The 21,211-nt window shown below is 63.8% G+C and carries 33 protein-coding genes and 1 tRNA gene; 20 read left to right on the top strand and 14 right to left on the bottom strand.

What is annotated here, in order from left to right; all coding sequences use genetic code 11:
* Positions 1–80: 80 nt before the first annotated feature.
* A complete protein-coding gene (locus tag NIM86_RS11815) occupies positions 81–1,100 on the bottom strand; it encodes an RluA family pseudouridine synthase (RefSeq protein WP_253382361.1) in 1,020 nt (339 codons plus the stop codon).
* A 57-nt stretch (positions 1,101–1,157) separates the two neighbouring features.
* Here NIM86_RS11815 and NIM86_RS11810 point away from each other — a divergent pair, with 57 nt between their 5' ends.
* Complete coding sequence (locus NIM86_RS11810; RefSeq protein WP_253382359.1) at positions 1,158–1,559, top strand: hypothetical protein; 402 nt, start codon at positions 1,158–1,160, stop codon at positions 1,557–1,559.
* 55 nt (positions 1,560–1,614) lie between these two features.
* Positions 1,615–1,689, top strand: a tRNA-Glu gene (locus NIM86_RS11805).
* Positions 1,690–1,732: 43 nt separating this feature from the next.
* Here NIM86_RS11805 and xerC read toward each other — a convergent pair.
* Genes xerC through NIM86_RS11745 form a run of 12 tightly spaced genes read right to left on the bottom strand, consistent with a single transcriptional unit; the run spans position 1,733 to position 8,301 of the window.
* Positions 1,733–2,827 (bottom strand): tyrosine recombinase XerC, encoded by a 1,095-nt coding sequence (xerC, locus tag NIM86_RS11800; RefSeq protein WP_253382357.1) that lies wholly within the window; start codon positions 2,825–2,827, stop codon positions 1,733–1,735.
* 7 nt (positions 2,828–2,834) lie between these two features.
* Entirely contained in the window at positions 2,835–3,083 is a 249-nt protein-coding gene (locus NIM86_RS11795; RefSeq protein WP_253382355.1) for an AlpA family transcriptional regulator, read from the bottom strand.
* Positions 3,080–3,643 (bottom strand): hypothetical protein, encoded by a 564-nt coding sequence (locus tag NIM86_RS11790; RefSeq protein WP_253382354.1) that lies wholly within the window; start codon positions 3,641–3,643, stop codon positions 3,080–3,082. Before NIM86_RS11790 ends, NIM86_RS11795 begins: the two co-directional genes overlap by 4 nt.
* On the bottom strand, positions 3,640–3,843 hold the full coding sequence (locus tag NIM86_RS11785) for a hypothetical protein (protein WP_253382352.1): 204 nt from the start codon (positions 3,841–3,843) through the stop codon (positions 3,640–3,642). Before NIM86_RS11785 ends, NIM86_RS11790 begins: the two co-directional genes overlap by 4 nt.
* A gap of 1 nt (position 3,844) precedes the next feature.
* Positions 3,845–4,441, bottom strand: coding sequence for a hypothetical protein (locus NIM86_RS11780; RefSeq protein ID WP_253382350.1), 597 nt, complete (start codon positions 4,439–4,441; stop codon positions 3,845–3,847).
* Positions 4,442–4,472: 31 nt separating this feature from the next.
* Positions 4,473–4,643 carry a hypothetical protein gene (locus NIM86_RS11775; RefSeq protein ID WP_253382348.1) on the bottom strand — a complete coding sequence of 57 codons (171 nt, stop codon included), beginning with the start codon at positions 4,641–4,643 and terminating at the stop codon, positions 4,473–4,475.
* Positions 4,644–4,645: 2 nt separating this feature from the next.
* Positions 4,646–5,785: a DNA polymerase III subunit beta gene (gene dnaN / locus NIM86_RS11770; protein WP_253382346.1), complete on the bottom strand. Its 1,140-nt coding sequence runs from the start codon at positions 5,783–5,785 to the stop codon at positions 4,646–4,648.
* A gap of 3 nt (positions 5,786–5,788) precedes the next feature.
* On the bottom strand, positions 5,789–6,850 hold the full coding sequence (locus NIM86_RS11765; RefSeq protein ID WP_253382344.1) for a DUF2303 family protein: 1,062 nt from the start codon (positions 6,848–6,850) through the stop codon (positions 5,789–5,791).
* Positions 6,851–6,874: 24 nt separating this feature from the next.
* Complete coding sequence (locus NIM86_RS11760) at positions 6,875–7,213, bottom strand: hypothetical protein (protein ID WP_253382342.1); 339 nt, start codon at positions 7,211–7,213, stop codon at positions 6,875–6,877.
* A gap of 22 nt (positions 7,214–7,235) precedes the next feature.
* Positions 7,236–7,895: a hypothetical protein gene (locus tag NIM86_RS11755; RefSeq protein ID WP_253382340.1), complete on the bottom strand. Its 660-nt coding sequence runs from the start codon at positions 7,893–7,895 to the stop codon at positions 7,236–7,238.
* A complete protein-coding gene (locus NIM86_RS11750) occupies positions 7,892–8,140 on the bottom strand; it encodes a hypothetical protein (RefSeq protein WP_253382338.1) in 249 nt (82 codons plus the stop codon). Before NIM86_RS11750 ends, NIM86_RS11755 begins: the two co-directional genes overlap by 4 nt.
* A complete protein-coding gene (locus NIM86_RS11745; RefSeq protein WP_253382336.1) occupies positions 8,137–8,301 on the bottom strand; it encodes a hypothetical protein in 165 nt (54 codons plus the stop codon). The genes NIM86_RS11750 and NIM86_RS11745 overlap by 4 nt, the downstream gene beginning before the upstream one ends.
* A 199-nt stretch (positions 8,302–8,500) precedes the next feature.
* Between NIM86_RS11745 and NIM86_RS11740 the strand changes: the two genes are divergently transcribed.
* Positions 8,501–9,244 (top strand): hypothetical protein, encoded by a 744-nt coding sequence (locus tag NIM86_RS11740; RefSeq protein WP_253382334.1) that lies wholly within the window; start codon positions 8,501–8,503, stop codon positions 9,242–9,244.
* On the opposite strand, the gene NIM86_RS11735 is transcribed toward NIM86_RS11740, so the two are convergent.
* Positions 9,241–9,909, bottom strand: coding sequence for a S24 family peptidase (locus NIM86_RS11735; protein WP_253382332.1), 669 nt, complete (start codon positions 9,907–9,909; stop codon positions 9,241–9,243). The genes NIM86_RS11740 and NIM86_RS11735 overlap by 4 nt on opposite strands.
* A 102-nt stretch (positions 9,910–10,011) precedes the next feature.
* On the opposite strand from NIM86_RS11735, the gene NIM86_RS11730 reads away from it, so the two are divergent.
* The 17 genes from NIM86_RS11730 to NIM86_RS11650 all read left to right on the top strand — a co-directional run bounded on the left by NIM86_RS11730 (position 10,012) and on the right by NIM86_RS11650 (position 21,209).
* Positions 10,012–10,332, top strand: coding sequence for a helix-turn-helix transcriptional regulator (locus tag NIM86_RS11730; RefSeq protein ID WP_253382330.1), 321 nt, complete (start codon positions 10,012–10,014; stop codon positions 10,330–10,332).
* On the top strand, positions 10,329–10,820 hold the full coding sequence (locus NIM86_RS11725; protein WP_253382328.1) for a hypothetical protein: 492 nt from the start codon (positions 10,329–10,331) through the stop codon (positions 10,818–10,820). The genes NIM86_RS11730 and NIM86_RS11725 overlap by 4 nt, the downstream gene beginning before the upstream one ends.
* Positions 10,814–11,032 carry a hypothetical protein gene (locus tag NIM86_RS11720; RefSeq protein ID WP_253382326.1) on the top strand — a complete coding sequence of 73 codons (219 nt, stop codon included), beginning with the start codon at positions 10,814–10,816 and terminating at the stop codon, positions 11,030–11,032. The genes NIM86_RS11725 and NIM86_RS11720 overlap by 7 nt, the downstream gene beginning before the upstream one ends.
* Positions 11,029–11,823: a hypothetical protein gene (locus tag NIM86_RS11715; protein ID WP_253382324.1), complete on the top strand. Its 795-nt coding sequence runs from the start codon at positions 11,029–11,031 to the stop codon at positions 11,821–11,823. The genes NIM86_RS11720 and NIM86_RS11715 overlap by 4 nt, the downstream gene beginning before the upstream one ends.
* Positions 11,820–12,014 (top strand): hypothetical protein, encoded by a 195-nt coding sequence (locus NIM86_RS11710; protein ID WP_253382322.1) that lies wholly within the window; start codon positions 11,820–11,822, stop codon positions 12,012–12,014. Before NIM86_RS11715 ends, NIM86_RS11710 begins: the two co-directional genes overlap by 4 nt.
* Positions 12,011–13,360 (top strand): site-specific DNA-methyltransferase, encoded by a 1,350-nt coding sequence (locus NIM86_RS11705; RefSeq protein WP_253382320.1) that lies wholly within the window; start codon positions 12,011–12,013, stop codon positions 13,358–13,360. Before NIM86_RS11710 ends, NIM86_RS11705 begins: the two co-directional genes overlap by 4 nt.
* Positions 13,357–14,727 carry a hypothetical protein gene (locus tag NIM86_RS11700; protein ID WP_253382318.1) on the top strand — a complete coding sequence of 457 codons (1,371 nt, stop codon included), beginning with the start codon at positions 13,357–13,359 and terminating at the stop codon, positions 14,725–14,727. The genes NIM86_RS11705 and NIM86_RS11700 overlap by 4 nt, the downstream gene beginning before the upstream one ends.
* Entirely contained in the window at positions 14,727–15,230 is a 504-nt protein-coding gene (gene ssb, locus NIM86_RS11695) for a single-stranded DNA-binding protein (protein ID WP_253382316.1), read from the top strand. The genes NIM86_RS11700 and ssb overlap by 1 nt, the downstream gene beginning before the upstream one ends.
* Complete coding sequence (locus tag NIM86_RS11690) at positions 15,230–16,969, top strand: DNA cytosine methyltransferase (protein WP_253382314.1); 1,740 nt, start codon at positions 15,230–15,232, stop codon at positions 16,967–16,969. The genes ssb and NIM86_RS11690 overlap by 1 nt, the downstream gene beginning before the upstream one ends.
* Complete coding sequence (locus NIM86_RS11685) at positions 16,966–17,223, top strand: hypothetical protein (RefSeq protein ID WP_253382312.1); 258 nt, start codon at positions 16,966–16,968, stop codon at positions 17,221–17,223. The genes NIM86_RS11690 and NIM86_RS11685 overlap by 4 nt, the downstream gene beginning before the upstream one ends.
* Complete coding sequence (locus NIM86_RS11680; RefSeq protein WP_253382310.1) at positions 17,220–17,357, top strand: hypothetical protein; 138 nt, start codon at positions 17,220–17,222, stop codon at positions 17,355–17,357. The genes NIM86_RS11685 and NIM86_RS11680 overlap by 4 nt, the downstream gene beginning before the upstream one ends.
* Complete coding sequence (locus tag NIM86_RS11675) at positions 17,354–17,704, top strand: hypothetical protein (RefSeq protein WP_253382308.1); 351 nt, start codon at positions 17,354–17,356, stop codon at positions 17,702–17,704. The genes NIM86_RS11680 and NIM86_RS11675 overlap by 4 nt, the downstream gene beginning before the upstream one ends.
* On the top strand, positions 17,701–17,925 hold the full coding sequence (locus NIM86_RS11670; RefSeq protein WP_253382306.1) for a hypothetical protein: 225 nt from the start codon (positions 17,701–17,703) through the stop codon (positions 17,923–17,925). Before NIM86_RS11675 ends, NIM86_RS11670 begins: the two co-directional genes overlap by 4 nt.
* A complete protein-coding gene (locus NIM86_RS11665; RefSeq protein WP_253382304.1) occupies positions 17,922–19,721 on the top strand; it encodes a phage/plasmid primase, P4 family in 1,800 nt (599 codons plus the stop codon). The genes NIM86_RS11670 and NIM86_RS11665 overlap by 4 nt, the downstream gene beginning before the upstream one ends.
* Before the next feature lie 260 nt (positions 19,722–19,981).
* Entirely contained in the window at positions 19,982–20,230 is a 249-nt protein-coding gene (locus NIM86_RS11660) for a hypothetical protein (protein ID WP_253382302.1), read from the top strand.
* On the top strand, positions 20,227–20,967 hold the full coding sequence (locus tag NIM86_RS11655) for a BRO family protein (RefSeq protein WP_253382301.1): 741 nt from the start codon (positions 20,227–20,229) through the stop codon (positions 20,965–20,967). Before NIM86_RS11660 ends, NIM86_RS11655 begins: the two co-directional genes overlap by 4 nt.
* A complete protein-coding gene (locus tag NIM86_RS11650; protein ID WP_253382299.1) occupies positions 20,964–21,209 on the top strand; it encodes a hypothetical protein in 246 nt (81 codons plus the stop codon). Before NIM86_RS11655 ends, NIM86_RS11650 begins: the two co-directional genes overlap by 4 nt.
* Positions 21,210–21,211: the final 2 nt, after the last annotated feature.

Genomic DNA, 21,211 nt, shown 5'->3' with positions numbered 1-21,211 from the left:
GACTTATCTAGGTAATATAACGGGCCGATGCCAGATATGTTTCAGGAAATTGCGGTTAAATATATAAAATCGCTGTAATATTAGCTATTTTTTTGAGTGAAATCGAGGGTTTCGAAAGCATCCACCACGTCGGACATGTCTGTAGGCAAATCCGTTGTGAAGCTGAGATATTCGCCTGTTTCAGGGTGGTGAAAGGCGAGAAGACGCGCGTGCAGCGCCTGCCGTGACAAGCTTCTAATAGCGTCTTTCGCCTCATCCTGCAGCTTGTTGGCTTTTGTCGCGAAGGCGGTGCCATAGGTCGCATCGCCTATCAAGGGATGACCGATATGAGCCATGTGGACTCGTATCTGATGGGTCCGGCCCGTTTCCAGACGGCACTCCACCATCGCGGCGCTGGCCGTGCCGTCTGGCAATTCGCCGAACCGCCTCTCGACCGTAAAATGTGTCACGGCCCTGCGCGCGTCCGGACGTGTTTCCGGCACCACAGCCCGGCGTGTCCGGTCCGAGGATGCGCGGCCGAGAGCGGCGTCGATTACCCCCTTCGGTCGATCTGGAGCGCCCCAACAAATCGCGACATATGCCCTGGCGAGCGCGCCATCCCGGCCATGAGCGGCGAAAGCTTGCGACAAAGCGCGATGAGCATGGTCGGTCTTTGCGACGACCATGACGCCGGACGTATCGCGGTCGAGCCGGTGAACGATGCCCGGACGTTTGACGCCGCCGATACCCGAAAGGCTGTTGCCGCAATGGTGGATTAGGGCATTGACCAGCGTGCCGTCCGGCACCCCGGCACCGGGGTGAACGACAAGACCCGGCGGTTTATTAATGACAACGATCTGGTCGTCTTCGAAGAGAATGTCCAGGTCGATGGCTTGCGGCTGGGGCAGCGGGTCTTCCGGCTCGGGAAGAATAATCCGAACAAGGCCTGTGGCTGGCAGTTTCGATTTCGGTTCAGTCACGACCCTGTCGTCGATGGTGACGGCGCCCACTCGAAGAAGCGATTGAATGCGCCCGCGTGAAAGATCGGGCGCGAGTCGCGCCGCCAAAGCCACATCGATCCTTTTGCCGGCATCGATCCCGTCCAGCATGATCTCTTTCATCGCAGCGCTCACTCGTCTATCAGGGCTCGGCAATAAGCATAGGGCGGAAAGGCGATCATGACCGGCAGCCAGACGGGAACAGAAGAAAAACCGGAGGAGGCTCTCGATCCCGCTACCGAGCGGCTTCGTGGCAAGCTGGTCCGCTTCATGATCATCAACCTGCTGGTCATTTTCGGCCTTCTTATCGTCGTCGTCGGCATTCTTGTCTATCAAAAGGCGGGGCAGGAGCCCGAAACGGCCACCCGAATTGCGCCCCCGCAGGCAGGCGAATCGGTCTCGCTCGGTTCGTCGCCAGGCCGCACGCTTCGGCTCCAGCCGGGTGAGACAATCGCCGACCTTCTCGCGGAAGGTCGGCGCATCACTCTTCATATCAAGGGCAGAGCGACCGAACGGATTGTGCAGATCGATATACGCGACGGTTCGGTGCTCGGCGAGATCGCGGTTGAGGCTGAGCGCTGATCTCAACCATTGCCAAGCTGGCGCCGGCGGACTATATGCCGCGCACCAGCCGGATGCTCCCATCGTCTAGCGGTCAGGACGCCGCCCTCTCACGGCGGAAACAGGGGTTCGATTCCCCTTGGGAGTACCAATTTTCTATAAAATCAATAGGTTAGATAGCGGTTAGCCAAAGGTTAGCCATTTGGGTTAGCCAGGTCGCGCCATCGGCGTTCCGCCGCAGCCATCGCTTCCTCGGCGAGGATGATCTGATCGGCCTCGCGGGAATAGAGTTCGGCGTGCTCGATCGCGTCATGGCCGAGAAGATCCATGCTCTGACGGGTGGTCGCTCCACCTTCCGCCGCCAGACGGCCGAGCGTCTTGCGGAGGCCGTGAAGCGTGTAGCCTCTGGGCAGGCCTGCGGCCTTCGTCCAGTCGGCCATGCGGCCGGTCAGGCTCTTTTCCGAAAAGGGCTTGCCATATTGCGTCAGCAGCACATGCGGCCCTTGCCGCCCGGTCGCCTCCAGCGCGGCTGACAGCATTGCCGTTTCCGGCACCCATATCGCCTTTTCCCCCTTCTGCTGGACGATGGCCCAGCCGCGGCGGATGGCGCCGCCGCGCGCTTCGATCTTTCTCTGCGACCATTTCAGAGTGACGATATCGGCACGGCGGTTTCCGAGCCATAGCGCCAGGCAGAACGTCAGATGGGGCGTCGTGCCCACCGGCCAGCGGCGCAGATAGGCGGCCATCATTTCGGGTGGCCATGCTTTCCAGCCCGCCGTTCGCGGTTTCTTCATGACGCCGATCGTGATGTCGGCGGATATCCATTCCTCGTCGATCGCGGCGCGAATCATTTTCCGCAGCACGATCAGCAGCCGCCATGCCGCATGCGGCGGCCGCCCGACCAGAATGCGGCGGATATCGCTGCGACGAAGATGGTGCAATTCAACGTCCCGCCAGACGAGATCGCCGTGCTGTCCGACCTTTTCGGCGAGGAATCGCCCGGCGATTCGCTCTTCATTGGTCCGGCTGATCGACCGCATCGCCCGCCATGCCGCGCCCTCGGTGACAATGGCCCATGCTTGCTCCATGGTCCGGGCGCGTGGACGTGCCCGGCGTGTGTCGTGCCCGTTCAGTGCGGCATAGAACGCCTGGTCGAAAGCGTCTTCGCCCGGCGCACCGGGTAGGGCGATCGTCTTTCCCTTGCGGCGAAAGCGCCAGCGCTCGCGGCCATGCCGATCGCGGAAGGAACTGCAATAGGGATAATCGGGGTGCGTGGCCATGGCGCCCATGATGGCGTCAGCCTTGGCCTCTGGCAATATCGATCGGATTGGCCGCCGGCTTGTCCTGCAGATCGGAAAACGCCGCGTCGAGCGCATATCGGTCCCAGACGACACGGCCGCCCAGTTTTTTCGGTCGCGGCATCTCGCCGTCGCTCACCATTTCGTCGAACTTGGTGGCGCTGACGCCAACCCAACGCGCAGCCTCCAGCCGGGACAGCCCGCGCGGCGGATAGCTGATCGGGTCGGCACGCAACAGGGCGGTCATGCCGCCGCTCTCCCATCGGCTTCCGTCGCGATCACATTGAAAAAGCCGCGATGATCCATGCGCAGGCGCAGCGTGATGTCGACACCCTGGCGCACCTCGACTGGCTGGTTGAGGTGAAGCGTCTTTGTCGTCGATGCGCTGGCCAGCACGCCGCGGCCCTTGAACAGCGTGTTGACACCGCCATTCTCACTCAGCCATGCCGCCAGATCGCCTGAGCGAATCTGCCGCCGCGCGGCCTCGCGCAGGGTCACGCTGTAGCGCCACGAACCTTCGCGGTTCATTTCCGGTTCGAACACCGACCGCCCGACAACGAGGTAAAGGTCCGAGTTCTTTTCCGCATAGGTGCGGTTGCGGCCGTTCCTGTCCTTCGCGGCGATCTCTGCGCGCACCGCCTCCAGCAGATCGTTGGCGGCGACATATTCGCAGATTGCCAAGGTCTCGGCGAGCAGCTGGTAGAGTTTGCCGTCTCGTCGCCGCCGCGCCATGAAGAATTTCGCGTTCTTCTTGGCCGCATCGATCCGCTGGCGGACCGCATCGAGATGTGGCGGCAGGGCTGTCATGCTTCCCGTTCCCGTTCACGTATGGCGATCCAGTCGCGGCAAGCGCGCCGGAAATCATCGGCCGCCTTGGCGCTGGCGAATCCGGGCGCGTCCTTGACCCTCGCATCCCAATAGGCCTCTTCGTCACGCAGCTGGTCGAGCGTCTGTTCATCGAGCGGGATGTTGGGCACTACGGCCAGGCTGGGTGGAAGCGAGGTCATTTTATTTGACCGCCACCGGCAATGCCGATCCTGTCGGCTTTGCGGCCTGCTTGGCACGGATCTCTTCGACCTTCGTCCAGATACGCGCCAGCTCGTCTTCGCCCGCATGGTGCATGTCGAGACCATGGGCCATGCAATAGGCAGCAAGTGTCACCATGACGCCGCCGACCTCCTGATGTGGCTCGCCCTTGTCGCGCTCGAAAACGTAGTCCGTCAGGGCGGCGACCCGGTCGACGGGGTAATCGCCCGATTGCAGTAGTTCGAGTACTTCCTCGAGCAGACGGTCGCCGCGCTCCAGCCGGTCGGATGATATTTCCGGACCGAAACAGGCCTCCATCCACGGAGCGACGCGGTTTTGGAATGATTTCCGATATCTGACGTTACTGGTTTTGAACTCAGCGAGAGCGCTCTCGAGCGCGAACATTTCATCAGATGGTACGATCCAGCACTTTTCGCCGTTATCGTCTTTAATGCCTACATTGCGGCCGTTTCGAGCGCGGAAGGTAGAGGATCGACCATCGATAACGTCATCGACGGCCGCAACCATCGTCTCCAATTGATCTCCCAGAGCCGCGTTTCTCTCATTCAAATCAATCATGTCTTCTAATTCTTGATCGATTTTGTCGAAGTCAGTTAGATTTGCGTTCTTGATCACTTTCATTCTCCAACGTTTCCCTGACGGCCTCTGCGACAATGTCGGCGATCTCGGCGCGCGCGCCCTGGCCATCCTCGCGGTAGCGTTCGGCAAGGCGCTTCGCGCCGCGCTGCATCAGTCGAAGAATGAGGCGGTCGTCAGTCATGGTCACACCCGCATCGGCATGAGAATGGCAATGCGGGTCGGGTCGTCCGGATCCTCGACGCGGACGGGCGCGCTCGAATCGGCGATGTCGAGCTGGACGACTTCACTGTCGATGCTGTTGAGGCAATCCAGCATGTATTTGCCATTGAAGCCGATTTCGACAACGGGCAGGGCTGCATTGTCGGGCGTTCTGTCGACGGGCAGGGTCTCGTTTCCATGCGCGTCCCGCTCACGGTCCGCTGCGATCATTGTCAGATCGTTCTCATCGTCGAACTGGAACTTGATCGCTGCGCCCCGATCCCCCTGGACGACGCGAATGCGGTCGATGGCGTCGGCCAGTGATTGGCGGTCGATCATCGCGGCATGCCCGCTCGGCTGAGGAATCACGCGGCCATAGTCCGGATAGGTGCCGTCGATCAGGCGGCTTTGCAGCACCATGCCCGGCGTCTCGAACCGTATGCGGGTGGTTGTCACCGTCATCCTCGGTGTTTCGTCCAGTCCGGCCACCATGGCGAACAGCGCCACTGTCGCCGACGGAATGATCACGCCCGGCATGTCGGCGGGCTTGTCCGGCACGGCGAGAACAATTCTCGACAGCCGATGGCCGTCTGTCGCGACAGCCGTGATTTCACCATCGCGATCGCCGGCATGCCAATAGACGCCGTTCAGATAATAGCGGGTTTCCTCGGTGCTGATCGCATAGGTGACGGCGTCGGCGATCCGCGTCAGCGCCTCTGCCGGCACGGCGAACCCTTCGCCCTCGATGTCTTCCATGGTCGGAAAGTCGCCGGCGGGCAGGATCGGCAAAGAGAACTTGCTGCGCCCGGCGACGATCGCGCAGCTGCGCTCGTCTGCCTCGAAGCAAATCTCTGCGCCATTCGGCAGTTTCCGGACGATATTCGCCAGATCGGCGGCAGGCACCGCTATGGCGCCCGGCGCTGTGACGGTGACGCCATCCTGGATCGTGATGGCGATGTCGCGGTCGAGATCGGTGGCGCGGACCGTTATACCATCCGCGCCGCCGGTCAGATGGAAGTGACCGAGAATCGGTATCGTGTTGCGCTTCTCGACGATCTTCTGTGCCCGGTCGAGCACCGGCCGCAGAATGGCCGGGCTCTCGATGGTGACGGAAAACGAAGCCATGCGTCAGTCCGCTCGTCCGCCGCTCGGCATTTCCGGCATGCCTTCATAGACCGGCAGGCCGGTCCAGTCCTCTACCATCGCCATGGCGCGGCGCACCTCTTCGGTGATGATCTTGTCCGGGCGCCAGAGCTGGAAGAACCAGACGATGGAGCCAGCCCGTACGCGGTAGCGAAGGCGCACCGGCACGGTCGTTTCCTCACCCATGAAGAAGGGCGCGATGCGCAGGAGAAACATGGACGGGATCTTCAGCGCTTCGCCATCCCTGCCGGTGTGTTCCTCCTCGAAGACGATCGAGCCTTCGCCGGACTGCAGCTTCTGCTCGTTCTTGACCTTGGAATTGACGTTGACCTGCAGGCCGCGCGACAGTTCCATCAGTTTCGAAGGGGTCGCGAGCGTTCCCTGGAAGTCGCGTTCCACCCAGGCCATGGACGCCTCGTCTGGCGATGCCAGCTCCTGAATATGATCCTCGAGGAAGAGTGCGAAATCTTCCTGCGTCATGGCCTCGCCATTCGCCGCTACCCATGCCTTCCATTCTTCGGAGAGCGGGAACGCGTAATGGATGCGATGGTCGCCGAAGCCATGCTGGTCCGGTGAGACGCCATGATAGTTGAGGACAGCCGTCAAGGACGGGGCAGTCCATGTGCTGTCGGCGAAGACGACGGCACTTTTGGACGCCGCCGCTTCGGATGTTCCTTCCGGCCAGTCGTGAGCGATGTGGCGGTTGATCAGGTCGCAGAAGCTGGAGAGCGTGCCGGCGCTGGCCTGCCCCTTCCGCCGCGCCGGACGGGTTCGCCATTTCTCGACTTCGTCCTTCAGGCCGACGAACATGGGCGAACTGCCGCGACGAACGCCGATCGGAAGTTTTGTCGGAAGGCCGAGATCCTCGTCGCCGTCCACATAAGACAGATCGAGTTCTTCGATCGTCAGGCTGTTGGCCGCCTGACCGAGTTCGGCGATCCGCTCGATCGCATCGCCGTCGAATGTGTAGCGGATCGGCTCCGCAAAGGCCTGCAGGGTCGCGGTCGCTTCGCCGGTCACGCCGCTTTCGGTTTCATTGTCGCTCATGCTCGGTCTCCTTGGTTGCGCGGCTTAGCCGGCGTCTGCGGTGGACACTTCTCGCGGACCGTCGAACATGTCGGTCTGGCGCGGATGCTGGGTGGAAAGAGCGCCGTCCTCGGTGACCCAATAAATGGAGGCCCGTCGTTCTTCCTTCGGTCGCTTGCTGGCGAGATCGGCGCTGATCGTCACCATGCCGGCCTCGACCTTCAGGTTCAGCTTGAGCGAGACATGGCCCGTCGCCTTGCCTTTCGGCCCGGCGGCATCGCTCAGCGCCGTCAGCGTCTCGGCCAGTTCGCGCTTCATGCTTTCGGCCAGTTCGCCCTCTTCGAGCATGCCAATCAGCACTTGCGGTTCGCGGATGATCTTCATCGTTCTTCTCCGGTTGAAAGGGTCAGGCCGCGCGGCCGATGGATCGGGCGGCGGCGGGAAGATATCGGTCGAGCGCTGCGCAATAGCGCTCTTCGGCAAGGGCGACCGGCCAGGGGCGTATCGCGCCGCCCTGGCGCAACGGCAGTCGCAGCGGCGGCTGCGGCTCGCCCATCAAGTCGGCCATCTCGGTTTCGAGGGCGCGTCCGTCCAGCACATGGAGAGCGATCCATTGTTCGTCGGTGACCGGACCGAGATGGGCGGCGTCCAGAATGTGACCGTCGAGCGCGTGCTTCATGCCCCGCCAGGCGCGGTCGACCATCTGCTCGGCCGCGCGCCGCGCCGCGGCCGATGCACCGGGCGGCAGGCCGTCGGCCACCGTTGCCTGCAGGGCGCGCAGGGCCGGGGTGATGACGTCGCCGAGGAAGGCCTCATGCGCATCGTGCAGCAGCGCCAGAGCGGCGAGGGCGGGGTCGGCGCTCTCGTCCTCCGCCGCTTCCGCCATCAGCACGCAATGCTGGGCGACGGAATAGCCGAGCGGCAATTGCGTCTGGCCGCAAAAGCGGGGGATTTTCGAAAGGGCTGGCGCGATTTCGGTCCACAGATGTTCGGTCTGGAGCGAAAAGGCCAGAAGATCGACCAGACGCCCCGACCGCGTCTTGATGGCAGCCTCTCCGGAGATCACCGATTGCCCTCCGTCCGGCGGATGCTGTCGATCTGCGCCATGCGGCGCGCTTCCGCGCCATGGGTTTCGATCTGGGCCTGCGTCCAGCCGCGCAGCACCAGATCCTCCGTCTCGACGGAACCCTTGACGCTGGCGACCTCGCGCATGTCGTTCGCCATGATCTTGGCGAAGCCATTGGCGGGCATGGCCGTCACATCATTCGTGCGCTGCGCGCCACCTTCGGTTTGCGGTTCGGCGCGGATCATGGCGTCACCTGCGCGGCAAGGCAGGCGAGCGCGGCAATCAGCGCCGCGCCGCCCACCAGAAAGAGCAGCGCCGTCCGCGTCGCCGCTTCCACCGCATAGGGGCGGGGCAGGGCGAGCGGGTCGAAAAGGTTGGCCGCACCGGCGGAGGACAGGCGGGACACCGGCGCGGCCGTGTCCGCCTGTCGGGGGGCGGCGGACCTGGAAAAGGGTTCTGGCATGACTGACTCCCAAGATGCTGCGTATTCGCGCAACAAAAATTCGATGTGTTGCGCAACAACATGATGCGAGTGTTGCGAGTTGTCAAGCATATCTGTTGCGGCGTGTGCGCGGAGCAGCTGCTAGCTTACGTCAGGAGGCGCGATGCTTGCGGATTTCGAGGTGCTGGACAGTTGGTTGATGGCGCGGTGCGGCGGCGCCGTCCCGTCGCATCCGGATTTCGCGCCAGGGGGTGCGCCGCGCGACGACTCGTGGATGATCGCGCCGGTGGTTCCGCATGACGCCTTCGACCTGAAGGGCATACACATCGCACTGCGCTACCATGACATGAACGCGGACGAGACCACCCGCACGGTGCAATTGTCCGCAGGCTGGTTCGACGATATCGACGGACATCTGACCGGCTTCTGTCTGCTACGGAGCCAGCCTCGGCGGTTTCGCATGAGCCGTATCGGCGATGCGATCGATTGCGCGACCGGCGAAATCATCGAGGACAAACCGCTTTATTTCCGCAGCCTCGGTGTCGGCGATACCGACCCGGAACGGAAAAGCGCATGGCGCGATATTCAGCAGGGCGTGCGAATCATGATGGCGTTGGCCCATTCCGACGGCCGGATCGTCGAAGACGAAATTCAGGCGGTGCTCGCCTATGCCGACAAGCGGGCGCAGGATTGGGGTTTCATGCTGTCGGTGGACGATGCCGAACGGGTCGCGCGTGTGGCGCGTCGCCAATGGCCGACGCTGGATGTGGCGCGCGAGGATCTGGCGGCGGTTCGCCATGATGCCGGCCATTTCCGGCTTTTAATGCAGTCGATGCGGGCGTTGGCCCATGCCGATGATTCGTTCAGCATTGAAGAGCGGGAGTTTTTCGACCGTCTCGGCGTCTAGAGCCCGAACAATTCGTTGCTGCGCAGCACGCGATGGCAGGCGAGGATCCGGTCGCGCCTGAATTTGACTTCGCTCTGCGGATTGAACTGCTGGGTCAGCAGCCATTCATCGTCGAGTTTCAGAAAGCGCTTGATGGAGACGACGATGCCGGCGTCCGTCATTTCCTGAATGGCGATATAGTCGCCCGGTCGCGGCGTCCGGTAGGGATGCAGGAAAATATAATCGCCCGGTTCATAGGCCGGCGACATGGAACTGCCGGTGACAATCAACGCATAGGCATCCTTGACCGTATCCAGCGCCATGGGGCTGCTGACATATTCGACCGGGTCGTCGCTCATCACATGCTGGCCGATGGTCGATCCGGCGGCAAGGCCGTAAACCGGCAGGTGGCGGTCGCCCATGACGCGTCGCTCGTCTGTGGTCTGTGAGGCTCGCCGATAATTCTGGCGCGCGCCTGCGCCATCGCGCGGCGTCTCCATGATGCCCGATTGTTCCAGGCGCTCCATCGCGGCGAGCGTTTCCTCGGAAGGCGCCTGATCCTCGTTGAGGATGCGGCCCACCGTCGCGCGATGCACGCCGAGCGCATCGGCCGCCTTCGACTGATTATTGCTGAAATGCCGGACAATCGCCCGCATCCGGTCGGTGGTTTCGCGCTCTGTCGCCATACCCCGCTTGTACTCCCTTGTTGCGCAACAGTCCGCATCAATCTGCTTGACAAAGCGCGCAACATTTGTCACTTGTTGCGCAACAACAGGGAGCCGTGACGCATGGAGCTTGAAACCGTCCGCTTGGAACTTTTGAAGATGAGCCGGGCAGAACTGGCGCGCGCGGTAGGTGTCCACCGTTCCACGATCGGCCGGATCGAAGATCGTCGACAATCCGCTTCTCCCGAAACCATTGAGAGCATTGTCGCCCTTTGCCGTGAGAAGGGTGTCGATAGCGATGTCATCTCGGCACTGGTCGGTCACTGCGTTGATCATGTTGTGTCTCCCTCTGCTTCCGACCATGCCTCGATCGATCCGGACAATCACGTAAATTCAAAGAGTTGCGATTTACCGCTTCCGGCAACCGAAAAGGTGGCGCCATGAGCCGCGCCTCGTCCACCCGCCAGCGCAATGCGCTGAAGCTGGCCACCCGCTCTGCCGTGGAGGCCTGCGGCGGCGGCGCGGCGGTCGAGGAAAGCGGGGCGACCCGCGTCGGCCGGGCGGCCCTGTCGCGCTATGCCGCAAGCCAGGAAGTCGACAATTTTCCGCCGCTCGACGTGGCGCTCGATCTGGACGCCGCGGCGGGTCAGCCCTTTCTCGCACGCGCCCTGGCCTCGGCGCAGGGGTACGACCTCAAACCGCGCGCCGGGGCGGCGCTCGCCAGCGAAGGGCCGGTGCTGGCCGATGTCGTCGCCATGATGATGGCGGGCAACCGCCTCGAGGCCGATCTGTGCGGCGCGCTGGCCGATGGGCGCATTTCCGCCGCCGAGCAGCGAACGCTGCTGCCGCTGTTCGACGGGCTCCGCACCCAGCTCAACGCGCTGCAGGCCAAGGTGTCCGGTGCGGAGCCGGGAAAGGCGACGCCATGTTGAGCGCAGAGGAGCGCAAGGCGCGCGACGAGATCGTGGTGAGCTGCGGCATCGTCGCCCTTTGGGAAACCATGCGCTTCTGCACGGCGGATATCGCCACCATCACCGGGCTGCCGGAAGCCGATATCGACCGCTTTCTCGCCAGCTGGTCCCGCGCCGGGGCGGAAACGCCCGATGCGCGCTTCATCGTGATCGAAGGCGGGGGTGGCGAATGAACGCGGCGCGCCGGCCCAGGCACAAGCTTCTGCAACTGGTCGTGCCCTACGCCGTCTATGAGGCGGTACTGGCGCGGATGAGCGAAGGCGAAACGGACGAAGCCTGCGCCGAACGGCTGATGGGCGAGTTTCTGCTGACCGAAGGAGAAGAGAATGCACCGCGCATTTCCGGCGCTGACGAGCGCAAGGACAGCCTGGGAAGCGGTCGATCCGGCCATGGCGCTGCGGGTTCACCGGTATCGCCCGGAGGAGCCGTCAAGCCGTCCGGGCCTGCGAATTCTGCGGAGCCTCTATCGCCGCCGCCGGCACGGGCTGCGCCATCGCCTGGCGCTCGTCTGGCAGGGCCGGACACGGTTTCTGCCGATGCGCATGGAAACGGCAACGCCACGAAAGGGCCGGCGCAGGCGCTGAGTTCGGCTCTGGTCCATGTGCCGATGCCGGTCGAGCCGCGCCAGAAGGCGATGGCGGCCATAGCCGATGAAGAGGCTCGCGCCGAGGCAAAAACTTGGCTGGCGAAGAAAAAGGCGGCGGGTGAGACGGTCTTCTTTTCTCTGCCGGATTTTGCTGGCGACGTCTTCGGCGATGTGGCGGTCTGCCGGCGCGTGTCACGCCTCAAGCGCGTTCATTGGAGCCTGACGCGCGAGGCGCTGCTGCTACGCCGCGAGGCTGGCGGTCGGCTGTCCGATGTCGAAGCGCATCAACTGGCCGCCTTGGTTTACAGGAAACCCGTCCCGACACCGACCACGCCGGAGCATTTTGCCTTCTTCGAGAAGGAAGGGGCGGGCGCATGACAAGCGAACTTCTCGATTTCCGGCACTGGCGGCGGCGGGTCCATCGGAGCGCCGCGCTGGCCGAACAGGTCAGGCTGCGACCCGCCGCGCGTCTCGACGAGGACGATGTCGCTGCCCTCTGCATCGAAGGCTATGTCGACTACGAGACCAGTGCCCCGAACCGCCACGCGGGAATGCGGGGTGGGGTATGAGCGTGGAGACCTTTCTCGACGGCCGGGTGACGATGCACATCGCCGATGTGTTCGACGCGCTGGATGCAATGGAACCGGACAGCGTCGATTGCGTGGTCACATCGCCACCCTATTGGGGCCTTCGCGATTATGGCGTCGAAGGACAGATCGGCCTGGAGCCAACGCTCGGCGAACATCTCGACGTCATGGTGCGCGTCTTCGCCGCAGTCCGTCGTGTCCTTAAGCCGACCGGCACGCTCTGGATCAACTATGGCGACTGCTACGCGACGGCACCGAATGGGCGGAGCGCTGCTGAGACAAAATCAGCGGGGACCGATGATCGGACCTTTCGCGACAAGCCGTTCTCGACGGTCGGAGCGATATATCATCCAAATTATGAAAAGACATCGCGGGTCGGCACATCGAACAACAAAGGCTCCGTTGCCGCCGCGCATGGCGGCCGCGTGGTCGCTGGCGGAGGCTTGAAGCCGAAAGACCTGTGTATGGTGCCGAACCGGCTCGCCATCGCTCTGCAAGAGGCCGGCTGGTGGGTCCGCGCGGAGATTGTCTGGGGCAAGTCGAACCCGATGCCGGACAGTTCCGGTACGTCCCGGCCATCGGGCGCGCACGAAAAAATCTTCATGCTGACCAAAAGCGGCGACGGAGATGTCTGGCGCGCGCGGGACACCGGCGAAATCTCTTTCGCGCCCGACCTGTCGGAGAGATGCCCACTCGTAACTGATGAAACACGCAACGGCCCGCGCTGGATGCGGATCGGCGCCTATTACGACGCCGAGGCGGTTCGGCAAAGCCTGCAACCTGCAAGTGTCGCGCGACTATCTCAGGATATCGGGCGGCAGGCCGGTTCGTCGCGCGCAAATGGAGGACGAAAGACGAACGGCCGGATGAAAGCCGTGGGCAAGGTCGACAAGCAACACGGCCATTCACGCCGTCATGCCGGCTTTAACGACCGTTGGGATGCGATGACTAAGCAGCAGCAGCAGGCAAACGGGCGTCTGCTGCGCAACTACGAACCGGCACCGCTCACCGTGTGGCCGATTGCGACGATGCCCTTCTCCGAAGCGCATTTCGCGACCTTTCCGCCGGATCTGGCCGAGCGCTGCATCCTCGCCGGTTGCCCGAAAGGCGGTCTGGTCCTCGATCCATTCGGTGGGGCCGGAACCACTGCATTGGTCGCTCTGCGTTTCGGGCGGTTAGCCTCGCTGGTCGAACTCAATCCCGACTATGCCGCCCTGGCGCGCCGGCGTGTCGAGGCGGACTGGAAGGCCGCGCGGCCCTTCACCAGAAAACAGGCCGCTGCCGTTGCAACCGACCAGATATCCATCTTCGACGAGGTGGCGTCATGAGCGACCGCGAGACCATCGAGGCGGAGATCAAGGCCTTCATCGAGGCAGCGCAGGATGTGTCCGTCGAGCAGGCGGCGGAGCGGATGGGCGCGCGGGGTGGACTGCGCCGCGCTGGCGGGTCCGAACTGGTCGGCCCGTGCCTCTTCTGCGGCGGCGAGGACGCTTTTTCGATCAATACCGCCAAGAATGCATGGAACTGCCGGAAGGTGGGTTATGGCGGCCGCGACGGCATTTCGCTCGCCGCCCACATTGAGGGACTGCCGCAAAATCTGGATCGGCGTGAGGATTTTCTGGCCGCTTGCGGCGCGGCGCTGGGCGAAGCCGTGCCGGACGGGGCCGAAGAGAGCGAAGAGGACCGCGCTGCGCGGCAGAAAAAGAGGGCCGCAGCGCAGCAGAAAGCGCAGCGGGATGCCAAAAAGCGCGAGGCGGACAGCAACCGCTATCGCGAGGCGAGCCGCAACCGCGCCCGCGAAAGGCTGGAGGCCCGCCGCAAGGTCTTCGACGGGTTCGGCTTCTTGCAGTATTTGGCGCTGCGGCTCGGCTGCGCGCCGGACGATCTTATCGCGATGGATGTCCTGCCGCCCTTCGCCGGGACGATCCCGGACGAACCCTATTTCCACACGCGGAAGAATCGGAAGGTCGCGGAAAAGCTGGGCGCATGGGCGGCGATGGCGCTGCCGGTGATCGACGCCGGCGGTGCGACAATCGGCGCGCACATCACCTGGATGGACGAGACTGGCCAGAAAGGCCGCCCGTCCATTCCGAACCCTGATAAGCCTCACGAAACATTGCCGACCAAGAAGATGATGGGCAGTCACAAGGGCGCTCTGATCCCGCTGCTGGGGTTCGTGTCCGGCCCGGACGGGACCATCGCGCCGCGCGCGGGCTGCGATCGGCTGGTGACGGGCGAGGGGATCGAGAACACGCTGGCCCTGGCGCTGGCGGAGGCGGGGACCGCCCTTTTCGCCCGGACCTTGTATGCCGCCGCCGCAACACTCGGGAACCTGACAGGCAAGGCCGACCCGAAAAGCGGTTTTTCCCATCCGACGCTGAAAACACCGAAGGGGCGGCCCCAAAGGATCGCCGGGCCGGTGCCGCATCCGGACTTTTTGCATGAGGCGATGCCGCTGCCGGCGGGTGTGACCGATGTGGTGCAGGCGGGCGATGGCGATAGCGAAGCGGCGATGACCCTTTCGGCGATGATGCGCGGCGAAACCCGCTGGCGTCTGCTCGGCGCGCAGAGCGCCTGCACGCTCTGGCCGCAAATGCCGGACGGGCAGGGCGGTTTTCCCGGCTGCGGCTTCGACTGGTGCGATGTGATCGGCGGAGCGGTGGCGCCTGCAACAGAAGAAAAGGAGACCGTCTGATGGCAGGGTCTGTAAACAAGGTCATTCTGGTCGGCCATCTGGGGCAGGACCCGGAGGTCAGGCAGATGAACAATGGCGCGCCGGTGGTCAATCTCTCCGTCGCCACCTCGGAGCGCTGGACCGACAAGCGCAGCGGCGAGCGGCGCGAAAAGACCGAATGGCACCGCATCGTCATCTTCAACGAGAACCTCTGCAAGGTGGCCGAGACCTACCTGAAGAAGGGCAGCAAGGTCTATCTGGAAGGCCAGCTGCAGACCCGCAAATGGCAGGCGGATGACGGCGGCGATCGCTACGCCACCGAAGTGGTTCTGAAAGCCTTCAACGGGGTGCTGGTGCTGCTCGACCGGCGCGATGGCGGCGACCAGGCCAGCGGATCGTCGACTTCGGCGGGGAATAGTTACGGCGCGCAAAAGGGCGGCAGCCCGTCAGCGCAACGCTCTTCTTCTGCCGCGTCCTCATCCGGCGGCGGCCATGCCGACATGGATGACGAGATTCCGTTCTGATGGCTGGCGCTCCGCTCATCATAGACAGTTTTGCCGGCGGTGGCGGGGCCTCGACCGGCATCGAAATGGCGCTGGGCCGCTCGCCGGACATCGCCATCAATCACGATGCCGATGCGCTGGCCATGCACATGGTGAACCATCCGTCCACGCTGCACCTGTCGAAGAACATCTGGCATGTCGACCCGATCGACCACCTTGCCGGCAGGCATGTCGGCCTGGCGTGGTTCTCGCCGGATTGCAAGCACTTCTCCAAGGCCAAGGGCGGCAAGCCCGTCGAGCGCAATGTGCGCGATCTCGCCTGGATCATTCCTGGCTGGATCGAGCGCATCCAGAAGAGCGGCGGCAAGGTCGATGTCGTCATCCTGGAGAATGTCGAAGAATTCAAGGATTGGGGGCCGCTACGCGAAACCCCGCGTGGCCTGATGCCGTGCCCGGACCGGCGGGGCCGGACCTTTGAAAAATGGCGCAGGACAATGCGGCGCCTGGGCGGACGGATCGAGCTTCGTGAATTACGAGCCTGCGACTACGGCGCGCCGACCATTCGCAAGCGGCTGTTCGTCATCATCCGCTTCGACGGCCAGCCAATCGTCTGGCCGGAACCGACGCATGGACCGCCCGACGATCCGGATGTGGTTTCTGGCAGGAAGAAGCCATGGCGAACGGCGGCGGAGATCATCGACTGGTCGCTGCCCTGTCCATCCATCTTCGACACATCCGAAGAAATCAAGGAGAAATACGGCGTCCGCGCCATAAGACCGCTGGCCGCCGCCACGATGAAGCGGATCGCGCGCGGTATCGTCCGCTATGTGCTTGAGGCGAAGAAGCCGTTCGTCGTCACCTATGGCCAACTGGGCGGCGGCAACCGCGCGCCCGACGCGCCGCTGCATACGGTGACGGCCAGTCCGAAAGATCAGAACGCTATCTTCGTTCCTCACCTTACGAAGTTCCAGACAGGCTCAACCGGCTCCGGGATCGACGAACCCGCACCGACCGTCACGGCCAACAGCTATATCAAGAAACCGGGCGGAGCCGCCCCGATTGGGATAGTAGCGGCGCATCTGTCCCGTTTCACGCAGAACGGCGTCGGCCACGGCGCGGACGAACCGCTCGATACGGTCATGGCCGGCGCCCCAAAATTCGGCCTCGTCGCCGCTTTTCTTGCCCAGCACAACAATGATGGCCGCCGCGCCGGCGGCGTCCACCCGGGACGCCCTGCCGGCGAACCGATGGCGACGGTCACGGCGACCGGATCGCAGCAGGCCGTGGTGGCGGCGCATATTCAGAACATTCGTGGCAGCGACAGGCGTGACGCTCCTGCCAATGCTCCATTGCAAACCTTGTCAGCTCAAGGCACCCATGCGGCGCTGGTCGCCGGATTCTTGACCAAATATTACGGCGAGGGCTTTCCGAACCAGGCGATGGACGAGCCGGTCCACACGCTCACCACGCTGCCCCGACACGGCCTCGTCACCGTGGAGATCGCCCAAAACGACGGAAGCATGGCGACCTACGCCATCGCCGATATCGGCATGCGGATGCTGACGCCGCGCGAGCGGTTCCGTGCGCAGGGTTTTCCTGACGACTACATCATCGACCGCCGCCCGGACGGCACCGCCATCACCGCGACGGTGCAGGGGCGCTGCTGCGGCAATTCGGTCTGCCCGCCGCTGGCGGCGGCGCTGGTCGCGGCCAATTGCGGCTACCTGGCCGCGCAACCGGCCATGGAGGCGGCGGAATGAGGGCGGCAGACCATCCCTGCCTTTCCTGCTCTTTGCCCGATTGCGATGAGGCGGATCGCCGCTGCGCGCTCAAACAGGCAGCGCGGGCCTATGAAGCGGCGAAAAGAAGGAAGGATGACACGGCAGCGCTACTGCCGGGCAAGCGCGCCTGGCTGAACGAATTTCATCGCGATTCAAAATATGAACGCATGGGCCGCGCGCCCTTCGATGCGGTGCGCGATGCCGAGCGGATCGAAAGAAGGGCGGGCCGATGACGCAAATCGAACGCGCCATGGTGCGCTGCCTTCTGGAGCACGGTTTCGAGGTGCTGGCCATTGCCCGTTTCGCGGGCCTGCCGCCCTGCACGCTGCGGGCCATGCTGGCCGAGATGCGGAGGAACGGCCGATGACCGACGCCCTCGCCGAGATGCGCGAACGGATCGACCTCCTCGAGGAGGAGAACCGGCAATTGCGTGGTCTGCTGGCACCGCCGGACGGACCTGAGCCACCCTGTCATCTGCCGCGCCGGCAATTGGCGCTTTTCCGCATGCTCGCGACAGGCCGACGCATCACCCACAATGCGGCGATGATCGGCGTCTATGGCGCCGATTCGGAGGAATGGCCGGACGATCAGAATATCTACATTCTCATCGCGCATCTGCGAAAGGCGCTGAACCCTTTCGGATACCGCATCTCGACCCACCGCTATGAGGGCTGGAAGCTGGAATGGCCGGACCCGGCCGGGGGTGCGTCATGAGAGCCCTGACCGACCGCCGCGACGCCGCCGCCGAGCGGCTGGACCGCGCCCGCCGACGGCTTTGCCGCGAACCGGACAATCCCGAAGCCCAGGCCGCAGAGATGGAGGCGCTGATCGCCTTTCAGAAGGCCGAACTGGCCGTCTCCCGCGCAGAGGCGGGTGCGCTGACGGTCGAGCTTGCCGAACTGCGCCGCGCGCAACGCAATGAGGCGCGCCCATGAACCAGGACGCGCTCGCCCATATCCGCCAGCTGATCGCGCAAAAGCAGGCCGAGGCCGGTCTGACGCCTGCGACTTCGGCTAGGCCTGCCGCAGGCCCGACCGGCGAGGACGAACCGACACTCTCCGCCGAGGAACTGACGGACGAATGCATCAAGGAGCCGATGACCGATATCGGCAATGCCCGCCGCCTCCTCACCCGACATGGCGGGCGCATTCTGCATGTCGCCCGTGTCGGCTGGCACGGCTATGACGGCCGACGATGGAAGGAAGACGAGGATGGTTCGGTGGTCCGCCCACTCGCGCAACAGGCCGCAGAGGCGATTCTCGAAGAGGCCTATGCGCTGGAAGCCAATGAGGACGAGCGTGCGATTCTCGACGAAGGCGCAGCGGCGGAACGGGCGATCAAGGAACTGGGGGCCCATCGCGCGGCTCGCAAGAAAAAGGCGGGCAAGGGCGCAACTGACTGGACGGCGGAGGAAAGCGAACAATTCGCCAAGCTGGAGCCGACGGCGAAACGCGCCATGGCGCTGGCGGGCAAGATTGAGGACCGGCAGACCTCGCGTTTTCGTCATGCCAAGAGCAGCGCAGGCACATCCAAATTGAACGCCATGCTGACCGAGGCCGCACCGCACTGCGCGCGGATGGTCAACGATCTCAATTGCGAGCGCCTGGCGCTGAATCTCACCAATGGCACGATGCGCTTTATCGAAGTGTTCGACGATTTTCCGGGCGGGCGCGGCCTCGCCTGGTCGACGCGGATCGATCCGCACCGGCCCGGCGACTATATCAGCAAGCTCGCCCCGCACCCCTTTTCAGGGCAAAAGGACAGATGGGAGGCCAGAGCCCCAGTCTTTGACGGTTTTCTCAAGACGATTCTGCCCGATGTCGACATTCGCCGCTTCCTGCAGCGCTTCTTCGGCTATTGTTTGACGGGGCGGACGGACGAGCAGTGCCTGCTCTTCCTCTACGGTATCGGCCGCAACGGCAAATCGACGCTGATGGACCTGATCGTCGATATTCTCGGCGACTATGCCGTGACGCTGTCGATCGACAGTTTCGCCGGCGACACCCGCCGCGGCGGCGCGGAGGCGACGCCGGATCTGGCCCGGCTGCCGGGCGCTCGCCTCGTGGCGGCGTCCGAGCCGGAAATGGGCGTCAAGCTGAAGGATGCGCTGATCAAGAGTCTGACCGGGGGCGAAAAAATTCCGGTGCGCCGGCTGCATCAGGACTTCATCGAAGTTGAGCCGCATTTCAAGATCGTGTTGTCCGGCAACCACAAGCCGCGCATCGACGACACCTCCGACGGCATCTGGCGGCGCGTGCATCTGGTGCCGTTCGACGTGCAGATCCCGAAAGAGGAGATCGACCGCGAATTGCCGGCCAAATTGCGCGCCGAGGCCGAGGGCATTCTGCAATGGATGATCGAGGGCGCGCTGGCCTGGCTCGAATATGGCCTCCGTCCGCCCGAAAGCGTGCTGGCGGCGACGCAAGAATATCGCGAGGAGAGCGACCCGATCGGCGCCTTCATTCGCGGCGGGTGCGTGGTGACCGGCAGGGAAGAGGATATCGCCCGGCCGGACGATCTCTTCATCGGCTATTCCAATTTCGCCAGCCGCGAGGGGTTGCTGGAGTTCAAGCAGAACACCTTCTCGCGGCGCTTTCCGGAATATACGCGCCGCAGCTGGCCCGCCTTGGACGGACAGATGAAGCAGTTCGCCAAGGGCAAGAGCGGCTCGACGGTCTATCGCGGCATCACGGTGAAAAGCGAATTCCTGACGCCGAAAGGGGAGGGATGATGCGCGCCTGCTTGACGGAACGGGCGAAGCGCCCCATGCTTTGCCTGCTGCGGCCAAATCCGCAGCCGGGATTGGAAGCCCGTCCGTTTAGCGTGCGCCCCAACGCGCGAGGTCTCACGGCCAGCGCGTTTCCTATGGTCGGGTGCTGTGGGAGGCCGAAAGGCCTGCCGCGTCGCGCGCTTCGCGGTCTTCCAACCCGCTGTCGCCCGGCCACCAGATTGGAAGCTGGTCGCCGGGTTCAACCCGAAGGAAGCGCGACCATGACCCTATCCCCTTATATCCCCTCCGCGCCGGTGCCGGTGCTGCCGAAAGCCGATCCGCTGGAGGTGGCGCTGATGCGCCGCGTGCTGATCGAACTCAACGACCGCGCGGCGATCATCGCCGAAAGCGACGGTACGGTGACCCTTCATCTGCCCGCATGCGGGCTGAACGAACGATTGATCGCCTGCGCGCAGCTGGCACGGGCGGCGGTCTATGATTCCTGGAGCGAAGAAAGGAACGCGGCATGAGCAGCCAAGCGATACGCATTTTCGATTTCGAAGAGCAGGCGGTGCGCGTCACCGTCGATGAGAACGGCGTGGAATGGTTCAACGGGCGCGATGTGGCCCGGTGTCTAGAAATCGAGAATCATCGAAATCTGTTTTCGCGCATTCCGCCCGACGAAAAGGGGGTCCGCTCGACGGACACCCTTGGTGGCCCGCAGGAGATGGTCTGGCTCCGCGAAGCCGGTGTGTGGCGCGCCGTCATGGCGAGCGATAAACCCGCCGCCGAACGTTTCAAGGTCTGGCTGTTCAACGAGGTGCTGCCGTCCATCCGGCGGACCGGGGCCTATGCGCCTGGCCTCGAAGGCGAGGACTGGGAGTCGATCCATGATCGCCTGGCGCTGGTCAAGCAATGCCGCCTCACCCATGGCCGCAAAGCCGCGCAGGCGATGTGGCGCGATCTCGGCCTTCCGCTGACGGAAGGCATGGACGATGGCCCCGTCGCCACGACCGAACACCCGATGCTGCCGCGCGTGCTCGACTTCATCGACGAGTGCTGCGAGCGCGAACCGTCCGGGCAGGTGACGGGTGGCGAACTCTACAAGGCTTATTGCCGCTGGGCTTCCGCCAAACGCGAGCCGCTGATGACGGGCAGCCTGTTTGGCCGCGTCATGCGCTTCACTCCGTTCCCGAAGGGCAAGAGCGGGACGACGATCTATCGAGGCCTGCGCATCCGGGCCGACGCCATGAGTCGGCTGTCATGATTGCGGAAGACGATGAAGAGGAACCGGAGATGATCCTGGCCGAGCGTGCGCGGATCGACGCCATGGTGGTGTTCTGCCCGGTCTGCGACGAGGAAATGGCCTTCGAAAACACGGATTTCGAGTTCGATCCCTTCGACAATGTGCGGATCAGAGAGGACGAGCGCTACCGCCGCTGCGAGGGATGCGACAACCTAATCGACTTTGGATGGCCGGGTTTCGACCTGACCGTGCGCGACGCATGAGC

Source organism: Notoacmeibacter sp. MSK16QG-6 (assembly GCF_024158145.1).
In the GTDB taxonomy this organism is placed as follows: domain Bacteria; phylum Pseudomonadota; class Alphaproteobacteria; order Rhizobiales; family Rhizobiaceae; genus Notoacmeibacter.
The sequence above is the reverse complement of the archived record's forward strand: the minus strand, read 5'-3'. Positions and strand labels throughout refer to the sequence as shown.

Coding starts and splice junctions, on each gene's coding strand:
- NIM86_RS11815 (WP_253382361.1), bottom strand. CDS start 1,100: ATGAAAGAGATCATGCTGGACGGGATCGATGCCGGCAAAAGGATCGAT.
- NIM86_RS11810 (WP_253382359.1), top strand. CDS start 1,158: ATGACCGGCAGCCAGACGGGAACAGAAGAAAAACCGGAGGAGGCTCTC.
- xerC (WP_253382357.1), bottom strand. CDS start 2,827: ATGGGCGCCATGGCCACGCACCCCGATTATCCCTATTGCAGTTCCTTC.
- NIM86_RS11795 (WP_253382355.1), bottom strand. CDS start 3,083: ATGACCGCCCTGTTGCGTGCCGACCCGATCAGCTATCCGCCGCGCGGG.
- NIM86_RS11790 (WP_253382354.1), bottom strand. CDS start 3,643: ATGACAGCCCTGCCGCCACATCTCGATGCGGTCCGCCAGCGGATCGAT.
- NIM86_RS11785 (WP_253382352.1), bottom strand. CDS start 3,843: ATGACCTCGCTTCCACCCAGCCTGGCCGTAGTGCCCAACATCCCGCTC.
- NIM86_RS11780 (WP_253382350.1), bottom strand. CDS start 4,441: ATGATTGATTTGAATGAGAGAAACGCGGCTCTGGGAGATCAATTGGAG.
- NIM86_RS11775 (WP_253382348.1), bottom strand. CDS start 4,643: ATGACTGACGACCGCCTCATTCTTCGACTGATGCAGCGCGGCGCGAAG.
- dnaN (WP_253382346.1), bottom strand. CDS start 5,785: ATGGCTTCGTTTTCCGTCACCATCGAGAGCCCGGCCATTCTGCGGCCG.
- NIM86_RS11765 (WP_253382344.1), bottom strand. CDS start 6,850: ATGAGCGACAATGAAACCGAAAGCGGCGTGACCGGCGAAGCGACCGCG.
- NIM86_RS11760 (WP_253382342.1), bottom strand. CDS start 7,213: ATGAAGATCATCCGCGAACCGCAAGTGCTGATTGGCATGCTCGAAGAG.
- NIM86_RS11750 (WP_253382338.1), bottom strand. CDS start 8,140: ATGATCCGCGCCGAACCGCAAACCGAAGGTGGCGCGCAGCGCACGAAT.
- NIM86_RS11740 (WP_253382334.1), top strand. CDS start 8,501: ATGCTTGCGGATTTCGAGGTGCTGGACAGTTGGTTGATGGCGCGGTGC.
- NIM86_RS11735 (WP_253382332.1), bottom strand. CDS start 9,909: ATGGCGACAGAGCGCGAAACCACCGACCGGATGCGGGCGATTGTCCGG.
- NIM86_RS11730 (WP_253382330.1), top strand. CDS start 10,012: ATGGAGCTTGAAACCGTCCGCTTGGAACTTTTGAAGATGAGCCGGGCA.
- NIM86_RS11725 (WP_253382328.1), top strand. CDS start 10,329: ATGAGCCGCGCCTCGTCCACCCGCCAGCGCAATGCGCTGAAGCTGGCC.
- NIM86_RS11720 (WP_253382326.1), top strand. CDS start 10,814: ATGTTGAGCGCAGAGGAGCGCAAGGCGCGCGACGAGATCGTGGTGAGC.
- NIM86_RS11715 (WP_253382324.1), top strand. CDS start 11,029: ATGAACGCGGCGCGCCGGCCCAGGCACAAGCTTCTGCAACTGGTCGTG.
- NIM86_RS11710 (WP_253382322.1), top strand. CDS start 11,820: ATGACAAGCGAACTTCTCGATTTCCGGCACTGGCGGCGGCGGGTCCAT.
- NIM86_RS11705 (WP_253382320.1), top strand. CDS start 12,011: ATGAGCGTGGAGACCTTTCTCGACGGCCGGGTGACGATGCACATCGCC.
- NIM86_RS11700 (WP_253382318.1), top strand. CDS start 13,357: ATGAGCGACCGCGAGACCATCGAGGCGGAGATCAAGGCCTTCATCGAG.
- ssb (WP_253382316.1), top strand. CDS start 14,727: ATGGCAGGGTCTGTAAACAAGGTCATTCTGGTCGGCCATCTGGGGCAG.
- NIM86_RS11690 (WP_253382314.1), top strand. CDS start 15,230: ATGGCTGGCGCTCCGCTCATCATAGACAGTTTTGCCGGCGGTGGCGGG.
- NIM86_RS11685 (WP_253382312.1), top strand. CDS start 16,966: ATGAGGGCGGCAGACCATCCCTGCCTTTCCTGCTCTTTGCCCGATTGC.
- NIM86_RS11680 (WP_253382310.1), top strand. CDS start 17,220: ATGACGCAAATCGAACGCGCCATGGTGCGCTGCCTTCTGGAGCACGGT.
- NIM86_RS11675 (WP_253382308.1), top strand. CDS start 17,354: ATGACCGACGCCCTCGCCGAGATGCGCGAACGGATCGACCTCCTCGAG.
- NIM86_RS11670 (WP_253382306.1), top strand. CDS start 17,701: ATGAGAGCCCTGACCGACCGCCGCGACGCCGCCGCCGAGCGGCTGGAC.
- NIM86_RS11665 (WP_253382304.1), top strand. CDS start 17,922: ATGAACCAGGACGCGCTCGCCCATATCCGCCAGCTGATCGCGCAAAAG.
- NIM86_RS11660 (WP_253382302.1), top strand. CDS start 19,982: ATGACCCTATCCCCTTATATCCCCTCCGCGCCGGTGCCGGTGCTGCCG.
- NIM86_RS11655 (WP_253382301.1), top strand. CDS start 20,227: ATGAGCAGCCAAGCGATACGCATTTTCGATTTCGAAGAGCAGGCGGTG.
- NIM86_RS11650 (WP_253382299.1), top strand. CDS start 20,964: ATGATTGCGGAAGACGATGAAGAGGAACCGGAGATGATCCTGGCCGAG.